Origin of the sequence: Luteimonas sp. 22616 (assembly GCF_052044325.1) — a bacterium.
GTDB lineage: Bacteria > Pseudomonadota > Gammaproteobacteria > Xanthomonadales > Xanthomonadaceae > Luteimonas.
The window spans coordinates 418,188-442,968 of record NZ_JBQEMW010000002.1 but is presented as its reverse complement, the minus strand read 5'-3'; the positions used below and the strand labels follow the sequence as shown (position 1 = coordinate 442,968).

Sequence of the window (24,781 nt, the reverse complement as noted above, 5' to 3'; positions counted from 1 at the left end):
CTGCCGGATGGCTTCGGGTCGGGTTCGAACAGGTTCGGCTGGGTCGGCATCGCCGGCATTATGCCGAAGGCGGTCGCCCTGCCGCCGCCGGGCGGGGTTTGTTGGCCGGGCCCGGCGCGGTCGTCGGCGCCACGGGGGCGGCGGCCGGCCGCTCCAGCGCCGCGCGGGCGTGGCGCAGCACGTCGCTTAGGTACCAGCGGCCGTCGTGGCGCTCGACCTCGACCACGGTGTCGACCGGCTCGCCGCCCAGCTGGTAGCGCATCCGTACCCGCGCGGTGTCGCCGGTCTGCGACTGCAGGCTGGCGTCCAGCGCGGCCAGGCTGGCGTCAAGGTCCAGCCCGTAGCCGGCCAGCGCCTGCTTGACCGCGGCGGCGAACGGGGCCATCCGGCGCAGGCTGTCGTCCATGCCGAAGCGGGCGAAATCGGCCTCGGAGGCCAGCCCGGTCTGGCGCGCCGCGGCCGCCAGGCGCGGGAGGGCGGCATGCGCGCGGCCGGGGTCGGACAATGGCGCCGACTGCGCCCAGCGGCTCATCGCGGCGACGATCTGGGTGTAGTGCTCGCGTTCGGATTCGCTGAAGTCGCCCTCGTTCTGGACGTACTGGACGCCGAACAGGCCCAGGGTCGCGGCGGTGGAGTCGATCTCGCGGTCGGCGTGGGCGAACTGGCGATCGAAGACCTTGCGCCAGTGCGCTTCCGCATCCGGTTTTTCCAGCGCCGCCAGCACCCCGGGCAGGTGTTCGCCCAGCGGCAGTTCGTCCAGCGGCCAGCGCGTGCGGCCCTCGCGCCAGGCCGTCTCGAGCCGGGCGTGGAGGTCGGGCGGGACCGCATCGCGGGCGTAGGCATCCAGGGCGTTGTCGCGGAGATGGCGAGTCAGCAGGCGCACGGCCTGTGCCGGCTTGTCCGCGCCGGGTGCCGGTGTTGCGGGGATGGGAGTGTCGGGCGCCGGGCGGCAGGCCGCCGCGAGGGTGCACAGGCACGCCAGCAGCAGCGGGATCCAGCAACGATGGCGCATGTGTCGGTCCCCGGTGGGCAGCCGGCATCTTGGCCGGGGGGGCCGGGTGTCGCAAGTTCAGGTTCCCCGGGTGTGACCGGGTGCGCGCTTGCGCGAATCGCAACCGCTTTCGGCAGAAGCGGCTTCAGCCGCGAGCTTCTGGCGGCGAGAGACGAGCAGCGAGCGAAGGGAAAGGAGGCCGCTCTCTCTATGTCATCCCGAGCGCAGCGAGGGATCCGGCCTGGGTTGGAGCAGGGCAAGATCCCTCGCTGCGCTCGGAATGGAACAAGACCTTCGGTATCGACAGCGCGTTCTCAGCGCACAGTGCCACCGCATACCGCGCCGCCCCAAAAAGCTCGCGGCTGAAGCCGCTCTTACGGGAAAACTCCCTCATGGTTGTGGGGCTGGCCGCCTACAGGTCGCGCACCACCCAGTGGGCGGGCGTGTCGGCCGCCTGCGCGTCGAGCGCGGCCTGGGCGACCTCGTCCGGCGAACGGCCGGCCTTCCACGCCGCCGCGATCGCCGCCAGTCGTTCGCGGGTGGCGCGGGTATAGGCGCCCTCGAGTTCGTTCTGGGCGTCGGCGGCGAGCTTCTGCGGATACAGCGCGCGGGCGTCGTCGCTGCGATTGAGCAGGGCGATCATTCGCGACAGCGCGGTGCGGAACGTGGCCGCGCCCAGCGCGGTGCGCTGGGTGCGCTGCAGGTGCCACACGGTGAGGTATTCCACCGGTCCCAGCAGCCGCTGCGGGGTGGCGCCGAAGAAGCGCCCGGAGAAGGCGCTTGCGTCCAGCGGACCGGTGTTGTCGGGCAGGCGTGCCGCGCCCCAGGAGCTCAGCGCGCCGCCGGGCATGTCCATGCGCCGCAGCGCGGTGCCGAACGTCTCGGCCAGCAGCCGCTGCGCGCGCGCGTCGTCGCTCTCGGCGACCACGCCCAGCAGGCGCAGGAACAGCGGATAACGTTCCTCGCCCAGCCGCCGCACCAGGCGCTTGAGCACGGTCAGGCGGTACTCGGGGTCGCTGTGCGCGGCCAGCGCGGACACCAGCCGGTCGGCGGCGGCACGCAGTTCGGTCGGCGTGGGCACCGGGTGGGAGGAGGCGTGAGCGTTCATGGCGTCGCCCGGGGAATCGATGCGCGCCAGTCTAGGCGTCGCGCCCGGATCAGGCGAGCAAACCCGGCGTGCGGATCAGCCGATGGCCGAGAGGATGGCGTCGGCGGCGCTGTCGGCGGCGCTGGACAGCTCCATCGCGCCCAGCTGCGCTTCGAAGCCGTGGTCGCCGGCCAGCATCCGCAGGCCCGCAGGCACGCCATCCCAGGCGGCGGCGTTGAGCACGTCTTCGCCGGCGTCGGTGCTGGGCGTGCGGGCGTCGGGTGCGGTACCGCGAAGCTGTTCGAGGCCCGCAACCTGTCCCGCGCCGGTGCCCTGTTCGCGACCACGCAGTTCCTCGAGCGACACCTGCCCGTCGAGGCGGCCAAGGCCGGCTCGGTTCAGGTGCGGATCGGAACTGCCGATGGTGCTCATGGGACTGCGCTGGAACCTGCGTGGGCCGCATTGGCGGCGATGACGGGAAGATAGCGCCGCGGTGCCTGTTCAGCCATCTGGGGGCAACCCTAGATGACAGGGTCATGACGGCCGCCGTTCAGTTGCGCATCGCGTGTTCAGCTGCGCATCGAGTGCATGGAACGACGCCGCGGTGCCGGGCCGTCATCGACAGGCGCCATGCTAGCCTGCCCCGACATGCGTTGCATCACACCGTTTGCACCAGAGGCCGGCATGGCAGACAAGGACAAGGGCGCCGACAAGACCGAAAAGCCGACCCCGAAAAAGATCAAGGACGCGCGCAAGGAAGGCAACGTCGCCAAGAGCAAGGAGCTCACCAGCACGGTGCTGGTGCTCGGATGGCTGGTCGGCGGCTGGCTGATGATGGGCTTCATGTACCGCAAGATGCGGGAGCTGTTCGACGCCAGCATCGGCGCGATCGGCCAGCCATTCGCGATCAGCATGCACGACGTCGGCCGGATGGCGTTCGACACCCTGCTGTGGCTGTCGCTGCCGCTGCTGGCGCTGGCGCTGTTCCTCGGCGTGCTGGTGGAGTTCCTGCAGGTCGGGCCGCTGGTCACGATCAAGAAGCTCACGCCCAAGCTCGACAAGCTCAACCCGGTCGAGGGCATCAAGAAGATGTTCTCGATGGACAACCTGGTCGAGCTGGTGAAGTCGGTGATCAAGAGCGCCGCGCTGATCTTCATCGGCGGCTTCGTGCTGTGGGGCATGATGCCGGCGCTGCTGCGGTTGCCGTCCTCGCCACCGGCGGCGATCGGCTCTGCGATCTGGTACGCGCTGCTGCGCATCGGCATCTGGACGATCTTCGTGTTCTTCTTCGTCTCGGTGCTCGACGCCTGGTACCAGAAGTTCTCCTACACCAAGCAGCTGCGCATGAGCCGGCGCGACATCCGCCAGGAGGTCAAGGAGAACGAGGGCGACCCCTACATCAAGTCGCGGCGCCGGCAGTTGCACCAGGAGTGGTCGCAGCAGAACATGCTCAGTGCCGTCAGAGGATCGAATGTCGTCGTGACCAATCCCACCCACATTGCCGTGGCCCTGCAGTACGAACACGGCGTCGACGACCTGCCGGTCGTGGTCGCCAAGGGCGAGGACGGCATCGCCGCATTGATCAGGAAGACCGCCGAGGAAGCCGGCGTGCCGATCCTGCAGAACGTGCAGCTGGCGCGCGGCCTGAACGAAAAGGTCGAGCTGGACAACTACATCGGCAGCGAGTTCTTCGACGCGGTGGCCGAAGTGCTGCACTGGGCCGAGGGCATGCGCCGCGAGATCGGCGATGGAAGCGGAAGCGGCGGCGATGGCGGGCCGCCCGCCTAGCTGGCGGATTACGGAATCAGCCTACGGGGTGAACACCCGCTGCAGCACGTCGAGGAAGCCGCGGCTGTCGCCGAGGCGCTGGATGATGAATTCCATCAGCGAGCCGAGCATCAGCAGGATGATCGCGGTCGCCAGCCAGGCCTTGATCGGCAGCGTCAGCGCGAACACGTTCAACGACGGCGCGTAGCGGTTCACCAGGCCGAACGACAGGTCGATGATCAGCATGATCACCACCGCCGGCGCCGCGAGCATCAGCGCGGCCGTCATCAGGTAGCTGAACTGGCCGACGAACAGGTGCATGCCGGAGATCTGGATGGCGGGGAAGAACGACATCACCGGCCACACCGAATAGCTGGTCAGCAGCAGGTCGAGGAACACCAGGAACGCGCCGCTGGCCATGAACAGCCACGCCGCCAGCTGCGACAGGAACTGCCCGTGCAGGGACGTCTGGTGGCCCTGGATCGGGTCGAAGATCGACGCCATGCTCATGCCGATCTGGGTGTCGAGGATGTTGCCGGCCGCGCCGATCGCCCAGAACACGATGCCGAAGACGAAGCCGATGGCGATGCCGATGAACAGCTCCTTGAGCACGATCGGCGCCATCGTCGACATTTCCATGCCGGTGTCCGGCAGCCCCGCCAACGCGACCGGCAGCGCCACGATCGCCAGGCTCACCAGGAAACTGTTGCGCACCATCGCCGGCATGTTCTGCTGGGTCAGCAGCGGCAGCATGATGAAGGCGCCGGCGATGCGTGGCAGGGTCAGGCCCAGGGCCAGCATCGGATTGCCGAGGAATTGCTCGAACTGCATCGGGAAAGGCAGTCCGCGTCAGTGCCGGACCAGGCCGGGGAAGTCGACGAAGATCCGGTCGGCGAAGGTGTACAACGTGCCGCCGATCAGCGCCGCGGTGATGAACAACGTCACCACGATGGTGAAGAACTTCAGCGCGTAGGCGAACGTCTGCTCCTGCAGCTGGGTGGCCGCCTGCAGGAACGCGACCAGCAGGCCCACCAGCGCGGCCGCGCCCACCGGCGGCCCCGACAGGATCAGCGTCAGCCACAGTGCCTGCTTGGTGAGTTCGATCACCTCGTTCATGGCGTCCTCCTCAGCTGCCGTAGGTCAGCACGAGGCCATGCACCAGCTTGGCCCAGCCGTCGATCAGCACGAACAAAAGCAGCTTGAACGGCAGCGAAATAGTGGTGGGCGACAGCATCATCATGCCCAGCGCCAGCAGGATGTTGGCCACCACCATGTCGATCACCAGGAACGGCAGGAAGATCAGGAAGCCGATCTGGAACGCCGCGGTGAGTTCGCTGACGGTGAATGCCGGCACCACGACCAGGAAGTGGTCGGCGCTGATTTCGTCGCGATGCGCCGGTGGCAGCAGCCGTTGGGCGCTGCGTAGGAAGAACGCGCGCTCGGCGTTGTTCGAATGCTGCAGCAGGAACGCGCGCAGCGGTTCCTTGCCGGCATTCGCCAGCCCGAGCATCCGCGCCACGCCCTTTTCGGGCAGCGGCGGCAGGGCCTCGGCCTGCTCCGCGGCGGCGTTCTCGGCGGCGGTCGGGGTGGGCGGTGTTTCGTCGCGACCGTCGCGCACGTTGGCGAAGGACGGGCCACGTGCGCCGGCACGCGCGGCGGCCGCCGCGGCCGCGGCTTCGCCATCGGCGGCGGCAGGCGAAGTGGCCGGCGGCGGCTCCGTGGTCACGACCGGTGCCGGGCGCGGCGCGGGCTTGGCCAGCAGCGACGGCACCGGCGGCGGCTGGCCGTTCTTGCGCGCCTCGATCGCCGCTTGGGTGTCGAGGATCACCGGATACATCACGTAGATCGACAGCACAATCGCCAGGCCGTTGATGACCACGTTGGGTGGCACCTGCTGCAGGCCCAGCGCGTTGCGCAGCAGGCTCAGCACCACCACGATCTTGGTGAACGAGGTCACCATCACCGCCACGAACGGCGCCAGCGCGAGGCTGACGACGGTGAGGATGACCAGTGCCGGGTCGAGGGTGTTGAAATCCATGTGTGGCCTTGGTGTTGACGGTCCGGTGGTGTGTGGGAGCGGCCATGGCCGCAATCGCGGTCGGGCATCGCGGCCATGGCCGCTGCCGCGGAATCAGGTCAGGAGGTTTTCATTCCCAGGCCAGCAGGCGCACGCCGAGGGTGTCGCCCACCGCCACCACCTCGCCGCGGCCTGCGGTGCGGCCATTGGCGCGGATGGTGACGTTGGCGCCCTGCAGCTGCGCCGGCAGCGCGAAGACATAACCCGGCTGCAGCGCGGCCAGGTCGCCGATGCTGACCTCGAGCCGGCCGATGTCGAAGGCCAGCTGCACCGGCAGGTTGCGTGCGATGGCATCGCCGCCGTCGGCCTCGGTGTCGGCGCCCGGGGCGTCCTGGGGGGATTCGTCGTTCATCGTGGAAGACTCCAGAGGGGAAGGGCGTGGTTGCGCGGCGGCGGCGATCCGCCAGCCATCGGGTGCGGCGACCAGCGGCCAGACCAGCTGCGTCGTGCGCGCCTGCAGCGGCGGCAGGCTGCCGTTGCCGATCAGCACCACGTCGCCGGGCCGCAGGCCCTGCCAGTCGGCGAGCGGCAGGCGTGGGCCGTCGAAACCGATCCGCACCGGCACCGGCAGGTCGTGCAGCGCATCGAGCCGCGGCAGTGGATCGTCCTCGTAGACCGGTTCGGCGCGGCCCTGCAGGCGCGACAGCCAGTTCAGCGGGAACCGCATCGCGCCGCGCAGCGGCTCCGGGTTTGCATCCGGGTCGGGGTGGGTGCCGAATGCGAGCCACACGGCGTCGTCGTCCGCGGCATCGTCGTCCGCCGTTTCCTGCGGCAGCAGCGAGGTGCCGAGCACCTCGCTCAGGCGCATCAGCGGACGCTCGTGGGCCAGGCTCCAGGCCAGCAGCCGGGCGCGGCCGCGGTAGTCGCTCCAGTGCAGGCCGGAAGGCCCCGGCTGCCCCGCGCTGACGGTTTCCAGCCGCAGCCGCAGCCGCGTGCCTTCGGCATCGACGCAGAAGGTTTCCTCCGTCGCCGGTGCGGTGCCCGGCGCGAAATGCAGCACCGCGCCATCGCCCAGCGGCCAGCGCCTCGGCGCGGCGAACAGGCCACGCAGCGCCTCGGCCTGCGCAGGCGCGACTTGCGGGATGCATCCGCGCAGGTCGCGAACGGCGGCGGTGGATGGCTTGTGTTCCGCCGCCTTCCCCGCAGCGGGCTTGGACTTGCGTACTGCGCTGTCAGGCATGTCCCAGGGCTACCTTCATCAGTTCGGGCAGCGAGCGCACCCCGAGTTTGCTCATCATGTTGGCACGATGCAGTTCAACGGTCTTGATGCTGATGCCGAGGATGTCGGCGATGATCTTGTTGGGCTTGCTGGCGATCACCAGGTCCAGCACCTGGCGCTCGCGCGGGCTCAGCCTGGCCAGGGATTCGCCCACCGCACCGACCGCGCCGTGGTTGCGCGCGCTGGCCAGCGCGGCGCGGATCGCGTCCACCAGCGCATCCTCGCTGAAGGGCTTTTCGAGGAAGTTGGCCGCGCCCTTGCGCATCGCCTCCACCGCCAGCGGCACGTCGCCGTGCGCGGTGACGAACACCAGCGGCAGCACGATGCCGCGGCGGTGCAGCTCGTCCTGCAGCTGCAGCCCGCTCATCTCCGGCATGCGCATGTCCGACACCAGGCATTCGGGTTCGGCGCCGTGGCGGTCGCCGCCGTAGGCCTCGATGAATTCCGGCCCGGACGCGAACGGCACCGCCTCGAAGCCCGCCGTTTCCAGCAGCCACGCGGTGGAATCGCGGAACCCCGCGTTGTCGTCGACCAGGTATACCCGTGCCTCGCCCATGGATCAGCCCCCCCCTGCCTCGTAATGCGGCAGGGTGAATCCGAACACGCTGCCGCCGCCCTCGCGCGGTTCGAAGAACAGCCGCCCCTTGTGGTACTCGATGATCGAGCGGCAGATCGCCAGGCCGATGCCGAGGCCGTCGTTCTTGGTGGTGAAGAAGGGCGAGAACAGCTGGTCCTGTTCGGCCGAGCTGAGCCCGGTGCCGCGGTCGCAGACGCGGATCTCGACCTCGCCGTCGAGGTTCACCCGGCCTTCCACGCGCAGTTCGCGCTGGGCCACGGGAATGCCGCGCATCGCCTCGATCGCGTTCTTGACCAGGTTCAGCAGCACCTGTTCGACCATCACCCGGTCGGCGTAGACCGGCGGCAGCGAGGCACTGAGCGCGATGTCGATGCGCAGTTGCTGGCGCTCGGCCTCCAGCCGCAGCAGTTCGAGCACGGTTGCGGCCATCGCGTGCACGTCCTGGGCGTCGCGTCGCGGTTCGCGCGCACGGACGAACTCGCGCACCCGCGAGATCACCGCCGCGGCGTGCTCGGCCTGGGTGCGCGCGGCCTGCAACGCGCGCTCGACCTGCGCCGGCCCGCCGGCCTGGTCGACCAGGCGCAGCGAGCCGTTGAGATAGTTCACGATGGCCGCCAGCGGCTGGTTGAGTTCGTGCGCCAGCGTCGCCGCCATCTCGCCCACCGACATCATCCGCGAGGTGAACAGCAGCTTCTCCTGCTGCGACTTGTGCGAGTCGAGCGCTTCGATGCGCTCGCTGATGTCGATCGCGGTGAGCAACGCCAGCGCGCGGCCGTCGTGTTCGGCCTCGCCCCAGTGCAGCGCATACCAGCGGCCGCTGTGCGGTGCGCGCACTTCGGCCGGCTCGGCCTCGTCGAGCGCGCCGTCTCGCAACAGCGCCAGCAGCCGGTCGCGCTGGCCGTGTTCGGGGAGCGCGGCGAATTCTTCGCCGAAACGGGTGTTGGCAGCCACCAGCGCGCCGTCGTCGCGGGCGTAGGCCGCACAGGCGAACGGCACGGCTTCAAGCAGGGAAATCGCGCCGGGCGTCGCGGCCACGGCGGCGGCACGCGGCCGCTTGCCGGTGCCGGGTGCGGCCTTGGCCGCCTTGGCGCGTGCCGGGCTCACGCTGCCCGCGCCGTCATCGTTGCCGAATGCGGGCGACTGTTGCCCGACGCGTCGCGGCTGCTACGGTAACCGGCGACCCGGCGGCACTTCCCGCCGCCCTTCCGGAACTCCATGAACACCCATCGCCCGACGCTTCTTCCCGCCTGTATCGGCGTCCTGCTGGCCTGCGCCCCGCTGGTGGCCCTGGCCGCACCGGACGCACAGCCCGTGGCGCCGGGCTCGATTGCCGGCGAAGTGCTGGGGATCCTGCTGCCATTGGCCTTGATCATCGTTGCCCTGGTTGCCGTGCTGTACTTCGTCCGTCGCCGCTTTGGCCTCACCGGCCAGGACGCGCCGCTGACGATCCTGCAGATCCTGCCGGTGGGGTCCCGTGAACGGATCGTAGTGGTGAAGTCCCGCTCCGGTCGCGTGTTTGCGGTCGGAGTGGGGGCTCAAACAGTGACTTTGATCACAAATTTGGAACAGTCGGATCTCGAACCCGCCCCGGCATCGCAGGCCTCCCGGGAGCCCGGACCCAGTCATATAGCGTCCCAGCGTTAATCCGTCGTGAGCGCCGAATTACCGATTCATTACAAGGACTTGCATTCATCTGGATGAATTCTGGCGGAATGTGCGATGTGCTCTTGAACATCGTCATTACGCCTTGTGGAATTCCGGAAGGTATCGTAATTTGCCACAAAGTGACGCATGAGGTCAGGGGCAAATGCGGCAGGTTCGAATCATCTTCGACGAGTACTCGATGTCTGGCGACAGGACATACGGATGCGTCCGGTGTCTTGCCGCTGGCCTGTCGCGGACAGCGAGTGGCGAGCCTGCGAACGCGGAACTTGCGCACATCAGCGGTGGCTTGGCGTGCGCGCGCTGATCGGTTCGATCTTCGCCGCGCCGGCAGGTAACGCGCCGCGCCTGCGCACCGGCTACAGCGACATCGTATTGGCGTTCGCCGCGGTCACGATCATCAGCGTGATGATCCTGCCGCTGCCGATCATGGCGATCGACGCCCTGGTGGCGGTCAACATCTCGATCGGCTTCGGCCTGCTGCTGCTGGCGATCTACATCCCCACGCCGGTGGCGTTCTCCAGCTTCCCCAGCGTGCTGCTGCTGACCACGCTGTTCCGGCTCGCGCTGTCGATCGCGATCACCCGCTCGATCCTGCTCAACGCCGAGGGCGGCCACATCGTCCAGACCTTCGGCTCGATGGTGGCCGGCGGCAACCTGGTGGTCGGCCTGGTGGTGTTCCTGATCATCACCGTGGTGCAGTTCATCGTCGTGGCCAAGGGCGCCGAGCGCGTGGCCGAGGTCGCCGCGCGCTTCACCCTCGACGCGATGCCCGGCAAGCAGCTGTCGATCGATTCGGACCTGCGCTCAGGGCTCATCGACAAGGACGAGGCGCGGCGCAAGCGCCGCCACCTGGAAGTGGAAAGCCAGCTGCACGGCAGCCTCGACGGCGCGATGAAGTTCGTGAAGGGCGACGCCATCGCCGGCATCGTCATCATCATCATCAACCTGCTCGGCGGCCTGGCCGTGGGCGTGCTGCAGCACGACATGCCGCTGGGCGAGGCCACGCACACCTATTCCATCCTCACCATCGGCGACGGCCTGGTGTCGCAGATCCCGGCAATCCTGGCGACGATCGCCGCCGGCCTGGTGGTCACGCGCACCGCCGGCGAGGAAGACGACAAGCACCTGGGAGATGCGATCACCCGGCAGATTTCCGGGCAGCCGCGGGTACTGCTGATCACCGGGCTGCTGGCCTTGCTGATGACCCTGGTACCGGGCTTCCCGAAGCTGGTGTTCGGCGCGCTCGGCATCACGATGCTGACGATGAGCGCGTGGCGCTATCGCCATCAGTTCGAGATGCTGCGGCGCGCGTTCCGGGTGCAGGACGACGAAATGGTCGAGTCGCGCAAGCCGGTCGATGCCGACGACCTGGCACCGCCCGCGCCGCTGCAGCTGGAGATCGCGCCGTCGCTGGCGGTCCTGCTCGGCGACGAGACCGAGACCCGCAGCCGCGTCGCCGGGCTCGCGCAGGGCATGCGCGAGGAATACGGCGTGCCGATCCCGGTGCCGCAGGTGCGCGTGTCCAGCGCGCTGGGCGAAGGCGAATATCGCCTCACCGCGCATGGCGCGCGGATCGCCTCGGGGCGCATGCGCGGTGACGCCCATTTCCGCCCGGCCCGCGCCGGGATGGAAGCGGCGCCGAAATTGCCCGGCTTCTTCCCCACCCTCAACGGCGAATGGGCCGATGCCGCCAACGACGGCACGCCCAGGCCGATCGACATGGTCAGCGACCACCTGCGCAGCTCGCTGAAGCGCCGCATGGGCGGCTTCATCGGCATCCAGGAAACTTCCAACCTGTTCGGCAAGATGCAGCGCGACTATCCGGACCTGGTCAAGGAAATGCTGCGGGTGGTGGCGCCGCAGCGCGTGGCCGACGTGCTGCGAAGGCTGGCCGAAGAAGGCGTGCCGGTGCGCAACCTGCGCGACGCGTTCGAGGCGATCACTGACGTTGGCGGTCGCGAGAAGGACGTGGTGCTGCTGACCGAATACGTGCGCGTCGCCCTGAAGCGCGAGATCGCCGATCGCTACGCCGATGCCGACCGCACCCTGCACGTGCTGCTGATCCATCCGGAGCTCGAGGACAAGCTGCGCCAGTCGGTGCGCGTGGCCGGCGGCGCGAGCCAGCTGGCGATTTCGCCCGAGCTGGCCGCACGCCTGGGCAACGAAGTGCGCGGACAGCTCGCGCGCCAGCCCGATGGAACGCGCCCGGTGCTGCTGTGTTCGCTCGACGTGCGCCGCCACCTGCGCAAGCTGATGGAGGTCGATTTCTTCGACCTGCCGGTGTTGTCGTACCAGGAACTCGCCCCGGACCTGCGCATCGTGCAGGCTGGCCAGATCAATGCATAACGCTGCAACAACGACAGCGCAGAATTCCGCGAGGAGCCAAGCCATGTCATCCAAGAAGCCCGAAGCCACCGTCGCCGCCGAAGTCGCTCCCGACCCGGCCGCGCCCGTGCAGGCCAACGTCCTGCGCATTCTCTCGGGCCTGCATGCCGGCGCCAGCCGCGACCTCGCCGAACAGGAAATGATCCTGGTCGGCAGCGGCGACGACTGCGACATCGTCCTGGCCGACCAGGGCGTCGCCCGGCATCACGCGCTGATCAACCTGATCGGCGGCATGTCGTCGCTGCGTGCGCTCGACGCGCCGCTGCGCGTCGACGGCCAGCCGCTGCATCCGGGCGATCCGGTCGAACTGCGCGGCCTGCAGCGCATCCAGCTCGGCGAAGCGGCGATCGCCTACGGCGAGGAGCACGATCCGGGCTGGGCATCGCTGGCGCCCGACCTCGCCATCGACGACCTCCGCGCGCCCGCCACCGGCATGCGCAAGCTGCCGCTGGTGGCGGCGCTGGCGGTGCTGTCGCTGGCCTCGCTCGCGATCTTCGCCGCGGTGATGCCGAAGCAGGAGGAGCAGGCGGATCCGCGCAGCCAGCTCAACGCGCTGATCACCGAGTTCCAGGTCCGCGACGGCCAGGTGTCCGAGGACGTCCATGGCCGTCCGATCCTCAAGGGCACGGTCGAGAACGACCGCGTGCGCGAAAGCATCGAGGGCCGGGTCGCGCAGGCCGGGTTCGAGGCTGCGCTCGACCTGCGCTCGGCCGAGAAGATCGCCGCCGATGTCAGCGAAGTGCTGCGCTCGCAGAACATCAATGCCAAGACCCGCTACGTGGGCAACGGCGTGGTCGAGGCCAGCGGCCGCTTCGAGGACATGGATGCGATGCGTGCGGCCGCGAGCTCGCGCGCGATGGACGACGTCCCGGGCGTGACCAAGGTGCTGGTCAAGAATTACGTCGAGCCGGGCCAGGTCAGGCGCACCGCCAACGGACCGACCGAGGCCGCCACCCGGCAGGGCCCGACGCGGATCGTGTCGGTGGTGCGCGGCAAGACGCCGCACCTGGTCGCGGTCGACGGCACCGAGTATCCGGTGGGTGCCGAGGTGCCGGGTCGGGGCAAGCTGGTCTCGATCGGCGAATCGGCGCATGTCGTCAGTGCCGACGGCATGCTCCACAAGATCATTCCGCAGCCGGTGACGGCGGCGGAGATCGCGGCCGCGGCCGATAAGCAGGCCGCGGCGGATGCGATGGCCGCAGGGACTTCGATCGCCGGGCAGGACGCAGGCGCGAAAGCCGAAGGCGACACCACTGATTCCGATCGCCGCGTCGCCCGCGCGGCGGGTACCGATTCCAAGGGCAGCACGCAAGACAAGCAGTAGGCGTTTCACGCGGCGCCATCGTGGCGTCAGGTTCCATCGTTACCAAGGCGATCGATCGATCGCACAACAGGAGAGAAAGTCATGAACGACAATCCCATGAGTCCGGTCACCAGCTTCATCGGTCGTGCAGGCGTCGGCAGTGCATCGGTCGGGCGCGGCGGTTCATCGTCCACCGATGGCGGCAGCTGGTACGAAGCGATGTCCAAGGCCTGGGGCCAGACGCTCGACGGACAGGCCGCGAAGATCACCAACCTGTCCGACGTCATCAGTTCCGGTGGCGACCAGCCCTCGAATATGGTCAAGCTGACCGCCGAGAGCCTGAAGATGCAGTTCATGTCCAACAACGCCGCGACCTCGCAGAACAGCGTCGGCCAGGCCCTCGAAACGCTGGGCAAGCGCCAGTAATGCCTGCCGCGCGTTGCTTCTGCGCGCGTGGCGGCATGGTGCCGCCGCGCGGGCATGGCGCGCCGACCCGCATTCGCCAGATCCCGGTCAAGGAGACACGGAAATGATTGAAGCCATCCAGGTTGCGGCTGAAGCCGCGCAGGCCAATCCGGCCGCATCGCCCGCGGCGCAACCGCAGGCGACGATGTTCGAAGTCAGCCAGTTCGCCGACGCCTACGCCAATGGCGGCAAGGCCAGCGGGAGCCCGACGGCGGTGTCCGCGCCGGCGCAGCCCTCCGAAGGCATGCGCGCGCTGTTGTCGACGTTCGAGAACCTCAACACCGGCGCCGACAAGATCAGCGCGATGTCGCACGCGATCACCAGCAGCGGCTCCGATCCCACGCCCGGGCAGATGCTGCAGGTGACGATGGAAGCGCACAAGTTCCTGTTCAAGGCGGAGCTGACGTCCAATGTCGCCAACCGCACATCGGACGGCGTCCAGCAGTTGTTCAAGCAGCAGTCGTAAGGCGGGAGCCGGCATGAAAGCGTCGAATGCAAACAAGCGTCCCATGATCGCGGCGGTCCTGCTGGCGTGCCTTGCGCTGGCCGGCTGCGGCGGCACGGCGCTGTACAGCAACCTCGAGGAACAGCAGGCCAACCAGGTGATGGCGGAGCTGCTCGGCTCGGGCATCCAGGCCGACAAGACGCTTTCGACCGACAAGAAGGGCTGGGAGGTGCGGATCGCCAAGGGCGATATTCCGCGGGCCATGCAGATCCTGCATGCCAAGGGCCTGCCGCGCCGCCAGTCGTTCACGATGGGCGACCTGTTCAAGAAGGACAGCTTCGCCACGTCGGCCACGCAGGAGAAGGCGCTGTACGTGTTCGGCCTGGAAGAGTCGATGCGGCAGAAGTTGCTCAAGATCGACGGCGTGGTCGACGCCGCGGTCTCGATCGCGCTGCCGGACCGTGATCCGCTGGGCGGCAACGAGGCGGATTCCTCGGCATCGGTCTTCATCTACCAGGCGCCGGGCGCCGACCTGCGCGACCGCGAAACCGACCTGAAGGTCGGCGTCAAGGACAGCATCGAGGGCCTCGACGACGTCAACAAGGTCACGATCAAGTTCTTCACCGTCGGCACGTCGGTGGCAGGCAAGCAGGCGGCGCGCAGCCCGAGCGCGATGCCGGTGCTGTCGTCGATCAGCCCGCTGGCGATCGCGATCACCGTCGCGATCGCGGTGCTGCTGGCGCTTGTGATCGCTTTCGGCGGACGCCTCCGCGCGCGCCTGGCGCAGCCCAAGCAGGCGCCGCGCGTGTGGAACGGATGAACCGGGCGGCGCGATGAGCCTGCAGGCGGTGTTCGCCGAGATCCACCCCGACTGGTACCACCGGGCGGACGTGGATGGGTGCGAAACCGCGCTGCCCGCCGACGGGTTGCTGCAGCACGCACGCGAGAGCGTGCTCGGGCGCAGGATGCTGGCACGTTGGCTGATGCGCGATATCGGCATCGGTGGCGAATTGCTGGCGCCTCGGCCGGACGGCGCGATCGCTGCCGCGGTGCTGCGCTGGCCGCGTGCGCGCCTGGCGGCGCTGCTGCGCGATGTCGGCGCACTAGCCTACGCGCCGGCGATCCGTGCCGAAGTGCGGCGCGAGCCAGTGCGCCAGCTGCGACGCGCACTGGGCAACAGCTACCTGCTGGCGCTGGACAAGCAGGTCTGGGACGGCAAGGTACAGGCATCGAGCGCAGCGCACCTGCGCGCGGAACTGACCTCCGTCCTCGCGGGCGTGCAGGACGATGCCGCGCTGCACGCACTGCTCGACCACCAGGGCCGCGGCGAGCTGCACGCCTGGGCGGCACAGCGCGATCCCGCGCTCGCCGAATGGGTGCTGCTGCAGTACCCGCGCGAATCCCCTGCCGCTGCGCACCTGCCCCAGCAGCAGGTGCAATTCCTGCACGATCACCACCTCGCCCGCGCGCGCGCGGGCTGACACTGGAACGAGGCCATGTCCGCCGAGCCCGCACGCAGCCCCGCTTCCCCGCCATCCGCCGCGTCCGCCACGGTGTCGGTCTTCGAGCCGCGCCGCTTCGACCGCGCACTGGCCGGCAACGTGGTGCCCGCGCGGCAATGGCAGCGCATCGAAGAGCTCGACGCGTTGCTCGAACAGGTCAACGCGCTGTATGACGATGCTGGCGCCGAGATCGCGCGGGCGCGCGAGCAGGGCTACGCGGACGGCTTCGCCGAAGGCCTGGCGCGCGTGCAGCAGCAGATGACCGAGCATCTCGCCGCACTCAACGAGCGCCGCGCGCGGGTGCTGGCCGATGCCAGCAGCCGCGTCACCGAGCTGGCCTGCGCGATCGTCGCGCGCATCGCGCCGGGCTTCGACGCGCGTGCCGTGGTGCCGCCGCTGGTGATGCAGGCGGTCGAGGCCGCGCAGGCCGAACAGTTCCTGATGATCCGCGTCCACCCATCCGTGCGCGAGGAGGTCGCCGCCGGCCTGGGCGCGGTGCGCCAGGCGCACCCGGCGGTCGGGGTGATCGAGCTGGTCGAGGACGTGAGCCTGGATCCGCAGAGCTGCGTCGTCGTGTCCGAGGCCGGCGAGGTGCGTGCCGGCGTCGCGCAGCAGATCGAGGCGATCCGCACCGCGCTCGCCGGCGTCGGCAGGCAGGGCGGATGAACCTGCCGTTCACTTCGCCGGCGGATGCGGTCAGGACCGGGCCGGACATGGTCGACCCGCTGCTGGGCGCGCTCGCGAAGGTGCAGTCGATCGAGCGCGTCGGCCGCGTCGCCGAGGCGCACGGCACGCTGATCCGCGCGACCGGCCTGAAGGCGGCGATCGGCGAACTGTGCGAGCTGCGCAATCCGCGCGGCGAAGGCGACCCCCATTTCCGGCTCGCCGCCGAAGTGGTCGGCGTATCGAAGCAGATGACCCTGTTGACGCCGCTGGGCGCACTCGACGGCGTCTCGGCCACCACCGCCGTGTATGCGACCGGGCGGCAGGCCGCGGTGCGCGCCGGCGACGGCCTGCTCGGCCGCATCCTCGACGCCCACGGCGAGCCGATCGACGACAAGGGCCCGATCGGCGACACGGTCGAGGCGCCGATCTACGCCGCCTCGCCCAATCCGCTCACCCGCAGCCTGATCGAGCGTCCGTTCTCCACCGGCGTGCGCGCGATCGACGCCACGATGACCACCGGCGAAGGCCAGCGCGTCGGCATCTTTGCCGTGGCCGGCGGCGGCAAGAGCACGCTGCTGGGCATGCTCGCCCGCGGCGGCGACGCCGACGTGAATGTCATCGCCCTGGTCGGCGAACGCGGCCGCGAGGTCAACGAGTTCATCCACGACAACCTCGGCGCGGAAGGTCTGGCGAAGTCTGTGATCGTGGTTGCCACCTCCGACCGCCCGGCGCTCGAGCGCAGCCGCGCCGCGTGGGTGGCCACGGCGATCGCCGAGCATTTCCGCGACAAGGGCAAGCGCGTGTTGCTGCTGCTCGACTCGGTCACCCGCTTCGCGCGCGCGCTGCGCGACGTGGGCCTGGCCGTCGGCGAACCACCGGCGCGGCGCGGCTTCCCGCCGTCGGTGTTCAGCGCGCTGCCGCGATTGTTCGAGCGCGCCGGCAACAACGACAAGGGCTCGATCACCGCCTTCTACACCGTGCTGGCCGAGGACGAGGATGGCGGCGACCCGATCGTCGAGGAAGTGCGCTCGATCCTCGACGGCCACATCGTGCTCTCGCGAAAACTCGCCGCCGCCTACCACTACCCGGCGATCGACGTGCTCACCAGCCTCAGCCGCGTGATGCCGCGCGTCACCGAGCCGACGCACCAGCGCGCGGCGGGCCAGCTGCGCAAGTACCTGGCCAAGTACCAGGACATCGAGCTGCTGCTGCAGCTCGGCGAATACAAGCGCGGCACCGACCCGGACGCCGATATCGCGATCGAGAAGATCGGCCCGATGCGCCAGTTGCTGCAACAGTCGGCCAGCGAGCTGGTGCCGTTCGACAAGTCGGCCGACGCGGTCCGAAGGCTGTTCGGATGAAGCATTATCCCCTCCACACCCTGTTGCGCCTGCGCGAACACCGCACCGATGCGGCGCGGATGGTGGTGCTGGAGAAGCAGCGCGCGGTGCAGGCCTGCCGCGAAGCCTGCACGCGGGTCGAGCAGGAGATCCTGCAGCTGTGCGACGAGCGCAGCGGCCAGCGCGCGCGCCTGCTCGATGCACCGCCGCCCGGCGTGGACTGGTCCACCGTGCTGGCCCAGCGCGAGGCGCACATCGACTGGCTGGGCATGCAGGTGGAGGCCGCGCGCCAGCGGCTCGCGCAGGCGCACAAGGCGCTGCAAGCGGCTGAGCACGAACTGGCGCAGGCGCGCGAGGCGTTCTTCCGCGCCAAGGCCCGGCAGGAAGCGCTCGAGAAGCGACGCGACAGCTGGCGCGGCGAGCAGCGCGCACTGGAAGCACGGCAGGAAGAGGACATCACCGCCGACCTGCTACTCGCGCGCCATCACGGCGCGCGGCCAACGCATTGAGAGGACGACCATGAGCATTGATCGCAGCCCGTCATCCACCCAGACGACGACCCAGGACATCAGCCGCGACAAGTCCGACACTCGCTCCCGCGAGCCGGCGCCGCGCGACAAGGTCGACGACTTCCAGCGGCTCTTGCAAGGCAAGCGCGAATCGCGCGACCCGCGCCTGCAGGGACAGCCGGGCGACGACAGCCAGCCGTTGCAGCAGGCCGGGCGGCGCGAAGGGCAGGAAACGCCGAAATGGCAGCAGGACGAAGGCGCCATCGCCGGCCGGCAGGATGCGGCCGAGCACTACGAGGACGACGCGCTGCGGCGCCAGCGCGACGACACGGGCGGCACTTCGTTGCAGCAGCAGACGCTCGACCCGGCGGCGCTGTACCAGGCGCAGATGGCGATGCGCGACGGCCTGCCGCAGGCCACGGCGCCGACGCCGCTGAATCCGAACGCCTTCGCCGACATGGTCGAGCGCCACCTCAAGCAGATGGCCGCCGATCGCGGCGCGGCCGGCGACGGCGACGGCCGCGTCCTGCTGCGGATGGCCGACGCTACCCTGCCGGGCACCGACCTGCTGCTCAGCCGCACGCCCGAGGGCTGGATGCTGCGCGCCGACGTGCGCTCGCGCAGCAGCTTCGACGCCATCCGCGAGGCTGCGCCGGAACTGGCCCGCCGCTTCGCCGAACGCAATCTGGGCACCCTCAGCATCGATCCGCATTTCCACGGCTGAGCACGCGCTTTTGCCTAGGGTCGACCCCAGATCGGGCACGTCCTAGCTTGGAGGCGTCCCGACGCCCGCAGACACTGCAACGGCGTTCCGGGACCGCCCGCTTCCGCCACATGGAGCCTGCATCCCGGCCAAACCAGAAGGGAGAATGACAATGTCTTTTGATCTTGGCGGAATTGCGAAACTGGCGGGACAGCTCATTGGCGGCGCGATCGGCGGCCCGCTGGGCTCGATGATCGGCGGCATGCTGGGCGACATGATCGGGCAGGCCATCAGCGGCCAGTCGGGCGACATCCTGGGTGATTCCGGGCTGGCAGAGGCTGCGCAGCAGCTGTTCCAGGGCAACTACGACGGTGCGCTGAACCTTGCGTTGAACGGCGGAAACTGAGCCGTGAACCGCGGGTGGGTCGAAGACGTCGAGCGCCTGCACCAGGAAGGCATCATCGACGGCGACGACCAGAACACGCTGATCCGCCATCTGGAGGAACATCGTCGTTCGCTGCAGGACGAGCTCAAGCTGATCGTGCCCGAGTACAACGACCGCATCGCCCGGGACGGGCAACCAAGCGCCGACGAGTGGCTCGCCGCCAAGGCGCGCGAACTCGGCGAACGCGATGGCGAAAAGACGCGGCGCGTGGTCGACACTTTGTCAGCGGTGAACGCACCTGCGCCATAGCGGCCCCGACAGGGGCCGCTATCGGCTTCCACGATGACATCACGCGTATTCCTGCCTACTCTTTACATCCGTGTCGCGAATCCGTGCCACGGATGCTGCAGGAATCCGGAATGAAGCCATCAGCATGAAAAAGGCGGTTTCCGCCATTGTCCTGTTCTTTTCCGTCGCTGGAGCTGCCCACGCCCAGGTCGATTACGTCGGCTCCTGGATCGGGGCAAACGACTTCCGAAGACAGATCGAGCGATCGCAGGACAATCGGGATGTCGGCAAGCACCCGAAGCGGGAGGAAGCGGATGCGACTTCCGCACCGGTGATCGCCAACGCGGACGCAGCGTATCTCGACGCCATGCGTACGTTGCGCCATGAGCCCTCCATGACGGTGACCAGGCGCGTCAATGCAAGCATGGCGGACGTACTGGCCGGGCAGCGGGTTCAGCGATCCTCCAGCACGATCCAGCTGCTGGAAGCCTGCTTCTCGCAGCATCCGGAATTCCGGCGCCTGCTGGCCGCACAGGTTGGCGGCACTCCGGACGTCATGCTCGGGGCGCTGAATGCGGGCGTGTTGCAACGACGCTTCCGGCACAGGCTCGAGAACTACGGATACTCGGCCGACAACATCGCCGATGTCAGCAATGCCTTCCTGATCGATGCCTGGGCCGTGGTGAACGGTGAAAACGTGGATCAGGCAATGGCATTCAGGGGCCTGCAGGCAGAACTGCGCCGCATGCTCTCGGACGGGCAGACGCCGCCGCCGCTGAGCGCTGAAACCCGGCAGGAGAACACCGAGGCGCTCGCCCTGCTGGCGATGCTGGTAGGCGCCGCCAGGCACAACGCGCGCACCCCGGAAGACCAGGCCAGCCTGCGCGTCGGGGTGGACGACATCGGCAGGCGCATGGGGATCGAACTGCGGCAGGTCGCGCTGACCGAGCGCGGCTTTGTCGGGCGATGATCGAGGCAGGATTGGCGGTCACCTGGTGACCTAGGGTCGTTCCTAGATGACTGGGGGCCCGGAAGCTCCTATGTTGCAGTCATCAGCAAGGGCTGGACCCGGAAACCTCAAAGGCATCCCCAGAGATTGACCATGCAGAAGCCGCCGCGCCGCACTTCCACCGCTGCCAACACCGCCGCCTCGAACTGGGCGTTGCGGGATCGCAGCGTGCTGGATGCCGCCGGCGAGGAAGTGGGTCAGGAAGCTCCCGTTGCTGCAAACGACACGCAGGCGTTGATCGATGACTTCGATGCCTCCTTGCAAGACGATGCCGACCTCGACCAGGAAGGGCGCCAGTTCCTGAGCCAGCAGTTCAAGGCGGCGATCCAGGATGCGGCCTCCAATGGTGGAACCAGCCGGCCCCTGGAGCGCTCGGATTGGCTGGAGACGCTCGAAGTCCTGCGCGACATGGGCGTCGTCGACGAGGACGAGAGCAACACCCTGGTACGCCAGCTCGACCAGGCCCTGCAGCCGCTGCAGCGCCGCAACGTGCAGGTGGCGCTTGAATTCAGCCGCCGCTGCAACGAGCAGGACGAACAAAGCGCATTGGAATGGCTGCGGGCCCAGACCGCCGAGGCGCCGAAGGCGCAGCAGCCCTCCTCTCCTCCGTCGCCGCAGTTGAAGCACACCGCTTCGGGCGACACGGTGACCCAATCCCGTTCACGCCGCTTGCGTGGCCCGCCGGTCCGATAGCTCCGTAATTGCTGCACAAGAAATCATCATCATTCTTATTCGGAGATATCAAAATGGCTATCGAAGGTTTCCATTTCTCGTACGTGGGCGAAGTCAAGAACGAACAGGCGAGCAAGTCGACCGCCGCGGCAAAGGGCAGCTGGCTGGTGGCGCTCGCCACGATGCTGGGCAAGATGGCTGACAGGCTCGGCGACTCGATCGTCAAGCAGGCCGAGAAGATCGACCAGCAGATGAACAAGGAAGCCAAGGCCCGGAACGACGGCAAGTCGGTCGAGAACAGCAACCTGACCCAGCTGAACGCCGAGATGCAGGCCATGGCGCAGCAGATGAAGATGTTGATGGACGCCATCAGCACGATCATCAAGACCATCGGCGAAGGCAACCAGAGCATCGCCCGCAAGCAGTAAAGCGCTTGCAACAAGGACGTTTCCCGGAGGCCAGGCGCGCAAGCGCCTGGCCTTCGGCTTTCTGTGGCGCGCGATCCGTGCGCTTGAGGCGGCTCTCATCCCGGCAACACCATGGGTTCGACCGGCACGCGCACTTCACCGATGCGTGGATTCGCGGTCGATTGGCTTGCACGACACGGCGGCAGGAAGACCAGAGCGTTCGTGCCGCAAAGACGTTTGCCCCATCCGCATAAGAAGTGCAGACGCGGCGAGGATGACGTCTCGATTCCTGGCCAAAGCCTGTGTGACCGGCGCGGCGCTTGCTGCGGGTTGCTTGATGTCGGGGGGGCGGCTCATGGACCTGCACGGATGCGGGCATGACTTGGCGGAAGCGCGGGCCATTACGTCGGCAGGGCCAGGGCTGACAGTGCGGGACACTGCGCCGTGGTTGCGGGCCCCCGTACGCGGCGCCGGGCAGATGCTGCTATCGCTATCGATTCCGGCGCGAATTCAGGGTGTTATCCGAAGCAGACATCGATGCATCGTGCTCAAGGGCCATGCGCGCACGGACTGGGCCATCGCACCGGCCATCAGGCGCGCCGGTGCATGGAGATGGGCCTGAAACCGCAGATGCGGCGCAGCGATCAATGCGTCGTGCCGATCGCCCTCAGTAGCGGCGCTGCCGCGACAAGCGGCGTGCCAGCCACCAGGCGATGGCGCCGACTCCCAGTCCAAAGGCAGCGAGCCAGCGGATATGGCTTTGGCCGACGAGGTCGTCGGCCATGTGGCCGGGGTTGCCCACGAAGATGACGATGGCGGCGGCCAGGCAACCGTAGGCGATGATCGCCAGCATCCAGAACAGCCACTGCATGGCGCGTGCGATCTCGCGCTCGGCTCCCGCTTCGCCGACGCTCGTGTGTCCCATTGCACCCATGGCCCAGAGCAGGCGGGCCATGCCGCCCTTGGGCATCGACTGCAACCTGTTGCGCAGGCTCCGCCGCTGCGCGCCATCGAGCGTGTGTCCGGCGGGATTGAGCAGGTTCTCGCCGCGCATCGCGGCGACCGCGTCGTTGGCGGGAAGGATGACGCCACGTGCATCCGCAGGCTGGTTGACCGGGGTCGTGGCCATGGTCAGCCCGGCGGCAGCCAGCGCTGCCGTGCTCCCTGAAGGCAGCGCAGGCGCGCTGGGCAGGCTCGGGGGAACCGCGGTTGCGGGTGGCGGCGCCGTCGCCGGCGCGGTGTTTGCGGTGCGTCCGGCGGCCAGGGCGGCGTCGGCTGGCCGGTTCGGCGCCAGTTGTGTCGCATCCGTGGCAGCGCGCTGCTGCGCTGCCAGGGTGGCTGCCTGGGGCGTCGTGGCAGCCGTCGTGTTGGCCGCGCCGGTGTTGGCCGCAGCGTTTGCGGCGGCGCCGGTGGCGGGATTGCCTTGGACGGCGAAGGCGCCCTGCGCCCGGCCGGCGGCATTGGGCGCGTTCATGCCGGATGGCATGGGGACTCCGTCGGCCCGGGCGGATGCCGAAGGTCCGCCATTTGCGTGGGCCTGCGCGTTGGCGGAGGGGGCCTGGTTGCCAGCGGCGGCGGCATTCGCATTCGCGTTGGCGTGGGAGGGCGGGCCGGGGACATGGCGATGCTCGGGGCGTCCATCCACATCACGCATCACGCTCGGGGCGCCGTTCGCCATCGAGTACAGGTTGTTGCCCAGTTGCCGGGCAATGCCTGGGGCGATGTCCAGCAGGCCGGGCAAGCCGGGGCCGCCGGTGTTTACCGAGCCCGGGTCGCGGGGACCGCCGTGGTTGTGGCTGCCCTGGTTGCCCTGGTTGCCCTGGTTGCCGTTGGGGCCGCGGTTGCCTTCCGGCGACGCAGGATTGTTGCCGCCGGTGCGCGGACCATTGCCCTGCGGCACGCCGTCGTTGCCATTGCCGTTGCCGTTTCCGGTGCCCGGCACCTTGCCGTTGTTGCCGTTCTCACCGCGTTCGTTGCGTGGCCCGCCCGGTTCTGCCGGCTCCCCCTTGCCCGCGTGGCTGGGCAGGTTTGCGTGCACGAACCCGCTGTTGCCGCTCACTGGTCCGACTGTCATCGCAAGGCCCTCCGGAGGTCGGGCGCAGGCACCCGATTGCAGCGTATGGCAATGCTTGGGCGTCAATCACCTGTGGCAAACCCTAGGTTGCCGACCGACTTCCTGCGTGGCACGTGCCGCCCGGCACAGAACGCGCATAAAAAAGGGGAAGGCACTGGGCCTTCCCCTGGAAATGTCCGGCTGGGCCGGAGGACTTTCGGTTGTCGCATGGCTCCGGCACGAAGGCCGGATACGGACAGGCTAACGCCGCCATTAACTTAATGCAACACTTGAAAAAAAATTACTTAAGCCGTTGATATTACTGGCCTGCAAAATCCAGCGTGGCGCGTTTGATCTGGCGACGTTCGGGTCTGGGCAGGGCCCAGTCGTTGTTGAACAGGGCCGGCTCCCAGCCGCCGTAGGTCGGGTTGGGCAGCATCCACCAGCGCTCGCCGAACCAGTCGCCGTATTCGTCGAGTAGTCCGGCCCGGTCCTGCGGGGTGTTGGCGACGACTTCGACGAAGTCGCCGAGCTGGTCCCCGAACTGCATCAGCACCCGGTATTCGCGCCCCGCCAGGCGGCGGCGGCAGTTCTTCTCGCTGCCGTTCTGGTCGCAGCCGGGCACGACCGTGCCCAGGCCGAGGAAGACGTCGTCGCTGGCCACCGGCATCCCCACCGCCTTGAGGTTGGCGATGGTCGCGTCCTTCAGATGCACGGCACGGTTGGACAGGTAGAGGATGGTGACGCCCTTGGCCGCCGCGGCCTTGGCGAACTCGACCACGCCCGGCACGGCCTTCGCCTTCTTCTCGGCCACCCACAAATCCCAGCCGGGGTCGCTGTACTCGGCCTGGTCGCGGATCAGTCGCGCTTGGTAGGGCGAGTTGTCGAGCACGGTTTCGTCGACGTCCATGATCACTGCCGGTTTCAGGTGCGCGGTGTTGCCGGCGTTGTCGCGTTCGGTCGGCACCAGCGCATCCCAGTGCTGCTCCTTCAGCGCCAGGTCGAGCTTGTCGGCGGCGGCGCGATAGACGGTCTCGGCCGCGGCCCGGTACTCGGCCGAGGTCTGGATCCACAGCACGGCGTTGAGGTTGTCGTCGGCGGTGGTTGCGGGGGCCGCGGATTCCGCGGCCGGTTTCGACTGCGCCGCGGCCGTGGCCTCCGGGTTCGATGCGTCGCCCTGCGGCGCGGTGAACGAGGCGGGCTTGCAGGCCGCCAGCGACAGCGCGGCGGCAAGCAGCGAAACGACGAACATCGAGTGGCGCATGG

At 68.6% G+C, this 24,781-nt stretch carries 28 protein-coding genes and 1 pseudogene; 17 read left to right on the top strand and 12 right to left on the bottom strand.

Features of this window, described 5'->3' with window-relative positions; translation table 11 throughout:
• Positions 1-58: 58 nt before the first annotated feature.
• The 3 genes from ACTJIL_RS14395 to ACTJIL_RS14385 all read right to left on the bottom strand — a co-directional run bounded on the left by ACTJIL_RS14395 (position 59) and on the right by ACTJIL_RS14385 (position 2,510).
• On the bottom strand, positions 59-1,012 hold the full coding sequence (locus ACTJIL_RS14395) for a hypothetical protein (protein ID WP_440756298.1): 954 nt from the start codon (positions 1,010-1,012) through the stop codon (positions 59-61).
• Positions 1,013-1,403: 391 nt separating this feature from the next.
• Complete coding sequence (locus ACTJIL_RS14390) at positions 1,404-2,099, bottom strand: hypothetical protein (RefSeq protein ID WP_440756297.1); 696 nt, start codon at positions 2,097-2,099, stop codon at positions 1,404-1,406.
• A gap of 75 nt (positions 2,100-2,174) precedes the next feature.
• Complete coding sequence (locus tag ACTJIL_RS14385; protein WP_440756296.1) at positions 2,175-2,510, bottom strand: hypothetical protein; 336 nt, start codon at positions 2,508-2,510, stop codon at positions 2,175-2,177.
• 252 nt (positions 2,511-2,762) lie between these two features.
• Between ACTJIL_RS14385 and sctU the strand changes: the two genes are divergently transcribed.
• Entirely contained in the window at positions 2,763-3,866 is a 1,104-nt protein-coding gene (gene sctU, locus ACTJIL_RS14380; RefSeq protein ID WP_440756295.1) for a type III secretion system export apparatus subunit SctU, read from the top strand.
• Between the two features lie 21 nt (positions 3,867-3,887).
• Here the strand turns inward: sctU and sctT are convergent, their stop codons facing one another.
• The 7 genes and pseudogenes from sctT to ACTJIL_RS14345 all read right to left on the bottom strand — a co-directional run bounded on the left by sctT (position 3,888) and on the right by ACTJIL_RS14345 (position 8,822).
• On the bottom strand, positions 3,888-4,676 hold the full coding sequence (gene sctT / locus ACTJIL_RS14375; protein ID WP_440756294.1) for a type III secretion system export apparatus subunit SctT: 789 nt from the start codon (positions 4,674-4,676) through the stop codon (positions 3,888-3,890).
• 18 nt (positions 4,677-4,694) lie between these two features.
• Positions 4,695-4,961: a type III secretion system export apparatus subunit SctS gene (gene sctS / locus ACTJIL_RS14370; protein WP_440756293.1), complete on the bottom strand. Its 267-nt coding sequence runs from the start codon at positions 4,959-4,961 to the stop codon at positions 4,695-4,697.
• 10 nt (positions 4,962-4,971) lie between these two features.
• Positions 4,972-5,571 carry an EscR/YscR/HrcR family type III secretion system export apparatus protein gene (locus ACTJIL_RS14365; protein WP_440756634.1) on the bottom strand — a complete coding sequence of 200 codons (600 nt, stop codon included), beginning with the start codon at positions 5,569-5,571 and terminating at the stop codon, positions 4,972-4,974.
• Between the two features lie 54 nt (positions 5,572-5,625).
• A pseudogene (locus ACTJIL_RS14360) lies at positions 5,626-5,883 on the bottom strand (hypothetical protein); the annotation flags it as partial.
• Positions 5,884-5,992: 109 nt separating this feature from the next.
• Positions 5,993-7,102, bottom strand: coding sequence for a type III secretion system cytoplasmic ring protein SctQ (sctQ, locus tag ACTJIL_RS14355; protein WP_440756292.1), 1,110 nt, complete (start codon positions 7,100-7,102; stop codon positions 5,993-5,995).
• On the bottom strand, positions 7,095-7,697 hold the full coding sequence (locus tag ACTJIL_RS14350) for a response regulator transcription factor (RefSeq protein WP_440756291.1): 603 nt from the start codon (positions 7,695-7,697) through the stop codon (positions 7,095-7,097). The genes sctQ and ACTJIL_RS14350 overlap by 8 nt, the downstream gene beginning before the upstream one ends.
• A 3-nt stretch (positions 7,698-7,700) precedes the next feature.
• On the bottom strand, positions 7,701-8,822 hold the full coding sequence (locus tag ACTJIL_RS14345) for a sensor histidine kinase (RefSeq protein WP_440756290.1): 1,122 nt from the start codon (positions 8,820-8,822) through the stop codon (positions 7,701-7,703).
• 111 nt (positions 8,823-8,933) lie between these two features.
• Here ACTJIL_RS14345 and ACTJIL_RS14340 point away from each other — a divergent pair, with 111 nt between their 5' ends.
• From ACTJIL_RS14340 to ACTJIL_RS14265, 16 genes are all read left to right on the top strand, one after another.
• Positions 8,934-9,362 carry a FliO/MopB family protein gene (locus tag ACTJIL_RS14340; RefSeq protein WP_440756289.1) on the top strand — a complete coding sequence of 143 codons (429 nt, stop codon included), beginning with the start codon at positions 8,934-8,936 and terminating at the stop codon, positions 9,360-9,362.
• 312 nt (positions 9,363-9,674) lie between these two features.
• Positions 9,675-11,729, top strand: coding sequence for a type III secretion system export apparatus subunit SctV (gene sctV / locus ACTJIL_RS14335; protein ID WP_440756288.1), 2,055 nt, complete (start codon positions 9,675-9,677; stop codon positions 11,727-11,729).
• 43 nt (positions 11,730-11,772) lie between these two features.
• On the top strand, positions 11,773-13,092 hold the full coding sequence (locus ACTJIL_RS14330) for an FHA domain-containing protein (protein WP_440756287.1): 1,320 nt from the start codon (positions 11,773-11,775) through the stop codon (positions 13,090-13,092).
• 81 nt (positions 13,093-13,173) lie between these two features.
• Entirely contained in the window at positions 13,174-13,497 is a 324-nt protein-coding gene (locus tag ACTJIL_RS14325) for a hypothetical protein (protein WP_440756286.1), read from the top strand.
• Positions 13,498-13,600: 103 nt separating this feature from the next.
• The gene (locus tag ACTJIL_RS14320; RefSeq protein WP_440756285.1) at positions 13,601-14,002 is read left to right on the top strand and encodes a hypothetical protein; all 402 of its coding nucleotides are present in this window, start codon (positions 13,601-13,603) and stop codon (positions 14,000-14,002) included.
• 43 nt (positions 14,003-14,045) lie between these two features.
• Positions 14,046-14,801: a hypothetical protein gene (locus ACTJIL_RS14315; RefSeq protein ID WP_440756284.1), complete on the top strand. Its 756-nt coding sequence runs from the start codon at positions 14,046-14,048 to the stop codon at positions 14,799-14,801.
• A 13-nt stretch (positions 14,802-14,814) separates the two neighbouring features.
• Positions 14,815-15,462 (top strand): hypothetical protein, encoded by a 648-nt coding sequence (locus ACTJIL_RS14310; RefSeq protein ID WP_440756283.1) that lies wholly within the window; start codon positions 14,815-14,817, stop codon positions 15,460-15,462.
• Positions 15,463-15,477: 15 nt separating this feature from the next.
• On the top strand, positions 15,478-16,149 hold the full coding sequence (locus ACTJIL_RS14305) for a FliH/SctL family protein (protein WP_440756282.1): 672 nt from the start codon (positions 15,478-15,480) through the stop codon (positions 16,147-16,149).
• A 47-nt stretch (positions 16,150-16,196) separates the two neighbouring features.
• Positions 16,197-17,510: a FliI/YscN family ATPase gene (locus ACTJIL_RS14300; protein ID WP_440756633.1), complete on the top strand. Its 1,314-nt coding sequence runs from the start codon at positions 16,197-16,199 to the stop codon at positions 17,508-17,510.
• A complete protein-coding gene (locus tag ACTJIL_RS14295) occupies positions 17,507-17,998 on the top strand; it encodes a hypothetical protein (RefSeq protein ID WP_440756281.1) in 492 nt (163 codons plus the stop codon). The genes ACTJIL_RS14300 and ACTJIL_RS14295 overlap by 4 nt, the downstream gene beginning before the upstream one ends.
• A 10-nt stretch (positions 17,999-18,008) precedes the next feature.
• Positions 18,009-18,722, top strand: a complete 714-nt coding sequence (locus ACTJIL_RS14290; protein ID WP_440756280.1) for a hypothetical protein — start codon at positions 18,009-18,011, stop codon at positions 18,720-18,722.
• 151 nt (positions 18,723-18,873) lie between these two features.
• A complete protein-coding gene (locus tag ACTJIL_RS14285; protein WP_440756279.1) occupies positions 18,874-19,107 on the top strand; it encodes a hypothetical protein in 234 nt (77 codons plus the stop codon).
• A gap of 3 nt (positions 19,108-19,110) precedes the next feature.
• Positions 19,111-19,395 carry a hypothetical protein gene (locus tag ACTJIL_RS14280; RefSeq protein ID WP_440756278.1) on the top strand — a complete coding sequence of 95 codons (285 nt, stop codon included), beginning with the start codon at positions 19,111-19,113 and terminating at the stop codon, positions 19,393-19,395.
• Positions 19,396-19,519: 124 nt separating this feature from the next.
• Complete coding sequence (locus tag ACTJIL_RS14275; protein ID WP_440756277.1) at positions 19,520-20,344, top strand: hypothetical protein; 825 nt, start codon at positions 19,520-19,522, stop codon at positions 20,342-20,344.
• 132 nt (positions 20,345-20,476) lie between these two features.
• Positions 20,477-21,076: a hypothetical protein gene (locus ACTJIL_RS14270; protein ID WP_440756276.1), complete on the top strand. Its 600-nt coding sequence runs from the start codon at positions 20,477-20,479 to the stop codon at positions 21,074-21,076.
• A gap of 53 nt (positions 21,077-21,129) precedes the next feature.
• Positions 21,130-21,483 (top strand): hypothetical protein, encoded by a 354-nt coding sequence (locus tag ACTJIL_RS14265; RefSeq protein WP_440756275.1) that lies wholly within the window; start codon positions 21,130-21,132, stop codon positions 21,481-21,483.
• A gap of 646 nt (positions 21,484-22,129) precedes the next feature.
• Here ACTJIL_RS14265 and ACTJIL_RS14260 read toward each other — a convergent pair.
• Entirely contained in the window at positions 22,130-23,536 is a 1,407-nt protein-coding gene (locus tag ACTJIL_RS14260; protein WP_440756274.1) for a hypothetical protein, read from the bottom strand.
• 298 nt (positions 23,537-23,834) lie between these two features.
• Complete coding sequence (locus ACTJIL_RS14255) at positions 23,835-24,779, bottom strand: 5'-nucleotidase, lipoprotein e(P4) family (RefSeq protein ID WP_440756273.1); 945 nt, start codon at positions 24,777-24,779, stop codon at positions 23,835-23,837.
• Positions 24,780-24,781 lie beyond the last annotated feature (2 nt).

Coding starts and splice junctions, on each gene's coding strand:
- ACTJIL_RS14395 (WP_440756298.1), bottom strand. CDS start 1,012: ATGCGCCATCGTTGCTGGATCCCGCTGCTGCTGGCGTGCCTGTGCACC.
- ACTJIL_RS14390 (WP_440756297.1), bottom strand. CDS start 2,099: ATGAACGCTCACGCCTCCTCCCACCCGGTGCCCACGCCGACCGAACTG.
- ACTJIL_RS14385 (WP_440756296.1), bottom strand. CDS start 2,510: ATGAGCACCATCGGCAGTTCCGATCCGCACCTGAACCGAGCCGGCCTT.
- sctU (WP_440756295.1), top strand. CDS start 2,763: ATGGCAGACAAGGACAAGGGCGCCGACAAGACCGAAAAGCCGACCCCG.
- sctT (WP_440756294.1), bottom strand. CDS start 4,676: ATGCAGTTCGAGCAATTCCTCGGCAATCCGATGCTGGCCCTGGGCCTG.
- sctS (WP_440756293.1), bottom strand. CDS start 4,961: ATGAACGAGGTGATCGAACTCACCAAGCAGGCACTGTGGCTGACGCTG.
- sctQ (WP_440756292.1), bottom strand. CDS start 7,102: ATGCCTGACAGCGCAGTACGCAAGTCCAAGCCCGCTGCGGGGAAGGCG.
- ACTJIL_RS14350 (WP_440756291.1), bottom strand. CDS start 7,697: ATGGGCGAGGCACGGGTATACCTGGTCGACGACAACGCGGGGTTCCGC.
- ACTJIL_RS14340 (WP_440756289.1), top strand. CDS start 8,934: ATGAACACCCATCGCCCGACGCTTCTTCCCGCCTGTATCGGCGTCCTG.
- ACTJIL_RS14330 (WP_440756287.1), top strand. CDS start 11,773: ATGTCATCCAAGAAGCCCGAAGCCACCGTCGCCGCCGAAGTCGCTCCC.
- ACTJIL_RS14325 (WP_440756286.1), top strand. CDS start 13,174: ATGAACGACAATCCCATGAGTCCGGTCACCAGCTTCATCGGTCGTGCA.
- ACTJIL_RS14320 (WP_440756285.1), top strand. CDS start 13,601: ATGATTGAAGCCATCCAGGTTGCGGCTGAAGCCGCGCAGGCCAATCCG.
- ACTJIL_RS14315 (WP_440756284.1), top strand. CDS start 14,046: ATGATCGCGGCGGTCCTGCTGGCGTGCCTTGCGCTGGCCGGCTGCGGC.
- ACTJIL_RS14310 (WP_440756283.1), top strand. CDS start 14,815: ATGAGCCTGCAGGCGGTGTTCGCCGAGATCCACCCCGACTGGTACCAC.
- ACTJIL_RS14305 (WP_440756282.1), top strand. CDS start 15,478: ATGTCCGCCGAGCCCGCACGCAGCCCCGCTTCCCCGCCATCCGCCGCG.
- ACTJIL_RS14300 (WP_440756633.1), top strand. CDS start 16,197: ATGGTCGACCCGCTGCTGGGCGCGCTCGCGAAGGTGCAGTCGATCGAG.
- ACTJIL_RS14295 (WP_440756281.1), top strand. CDS start 17,507: ATGAAGCATTATCCCCTCCACACCCTGTTGCGCCTGCGCGAACACCGC.
- ACTJIL_RS14290 (WP_440756280.1), top strand. CDS start 18,009: ATGAGCATTGATCGCAGCCCGTCATCCACCCAGACGACGACCCAGGAC.
- ACTJIL_RS14285 (WP_440756279.1), top strand. CDS start 18,874: ATGTCTTTTGATCTTGGCGGAATTGCGAAACTGGCGGGACAGCTCATT.
- ACTJIL_RS14275 (WP_440756277.1), top strand. CDS start 19,520: ATGAAAAAGGCGGTTTCCGCCATTGTCCTGTTCTTTTCCGTCGCTGGA.
- ACTJIL_RS14270 (WP_440756276.1), top strand. CDS start 20,477: ATGCAGAAGCCGCCGCGCCGCACTTCCACCGCTGCCAACACCGCCGCC.
- ACTJIL_RS14265 (WP_440756275.1), top strand. CDS start 21,130: ATGGCTATCGAAGGTTTCCATTTCTCGTACGTGGGCGAAGTCAAGAAC.
- ACTJIL_RS14260 (WP_440756274.1), bottom strand. CDS start 23,536: ATGACAGTCGGACCAGTGAGCGGCAACAGCGGGTTCGTGCACGCAAAC.
- ACTJIL_RS14255 (WP_440756273.1), bottom strand. CDS start 24,779: ATGCGCCACTCGATGTTCGTCGTTTCGCTGCTTGCCGCCGCGCTGTCG.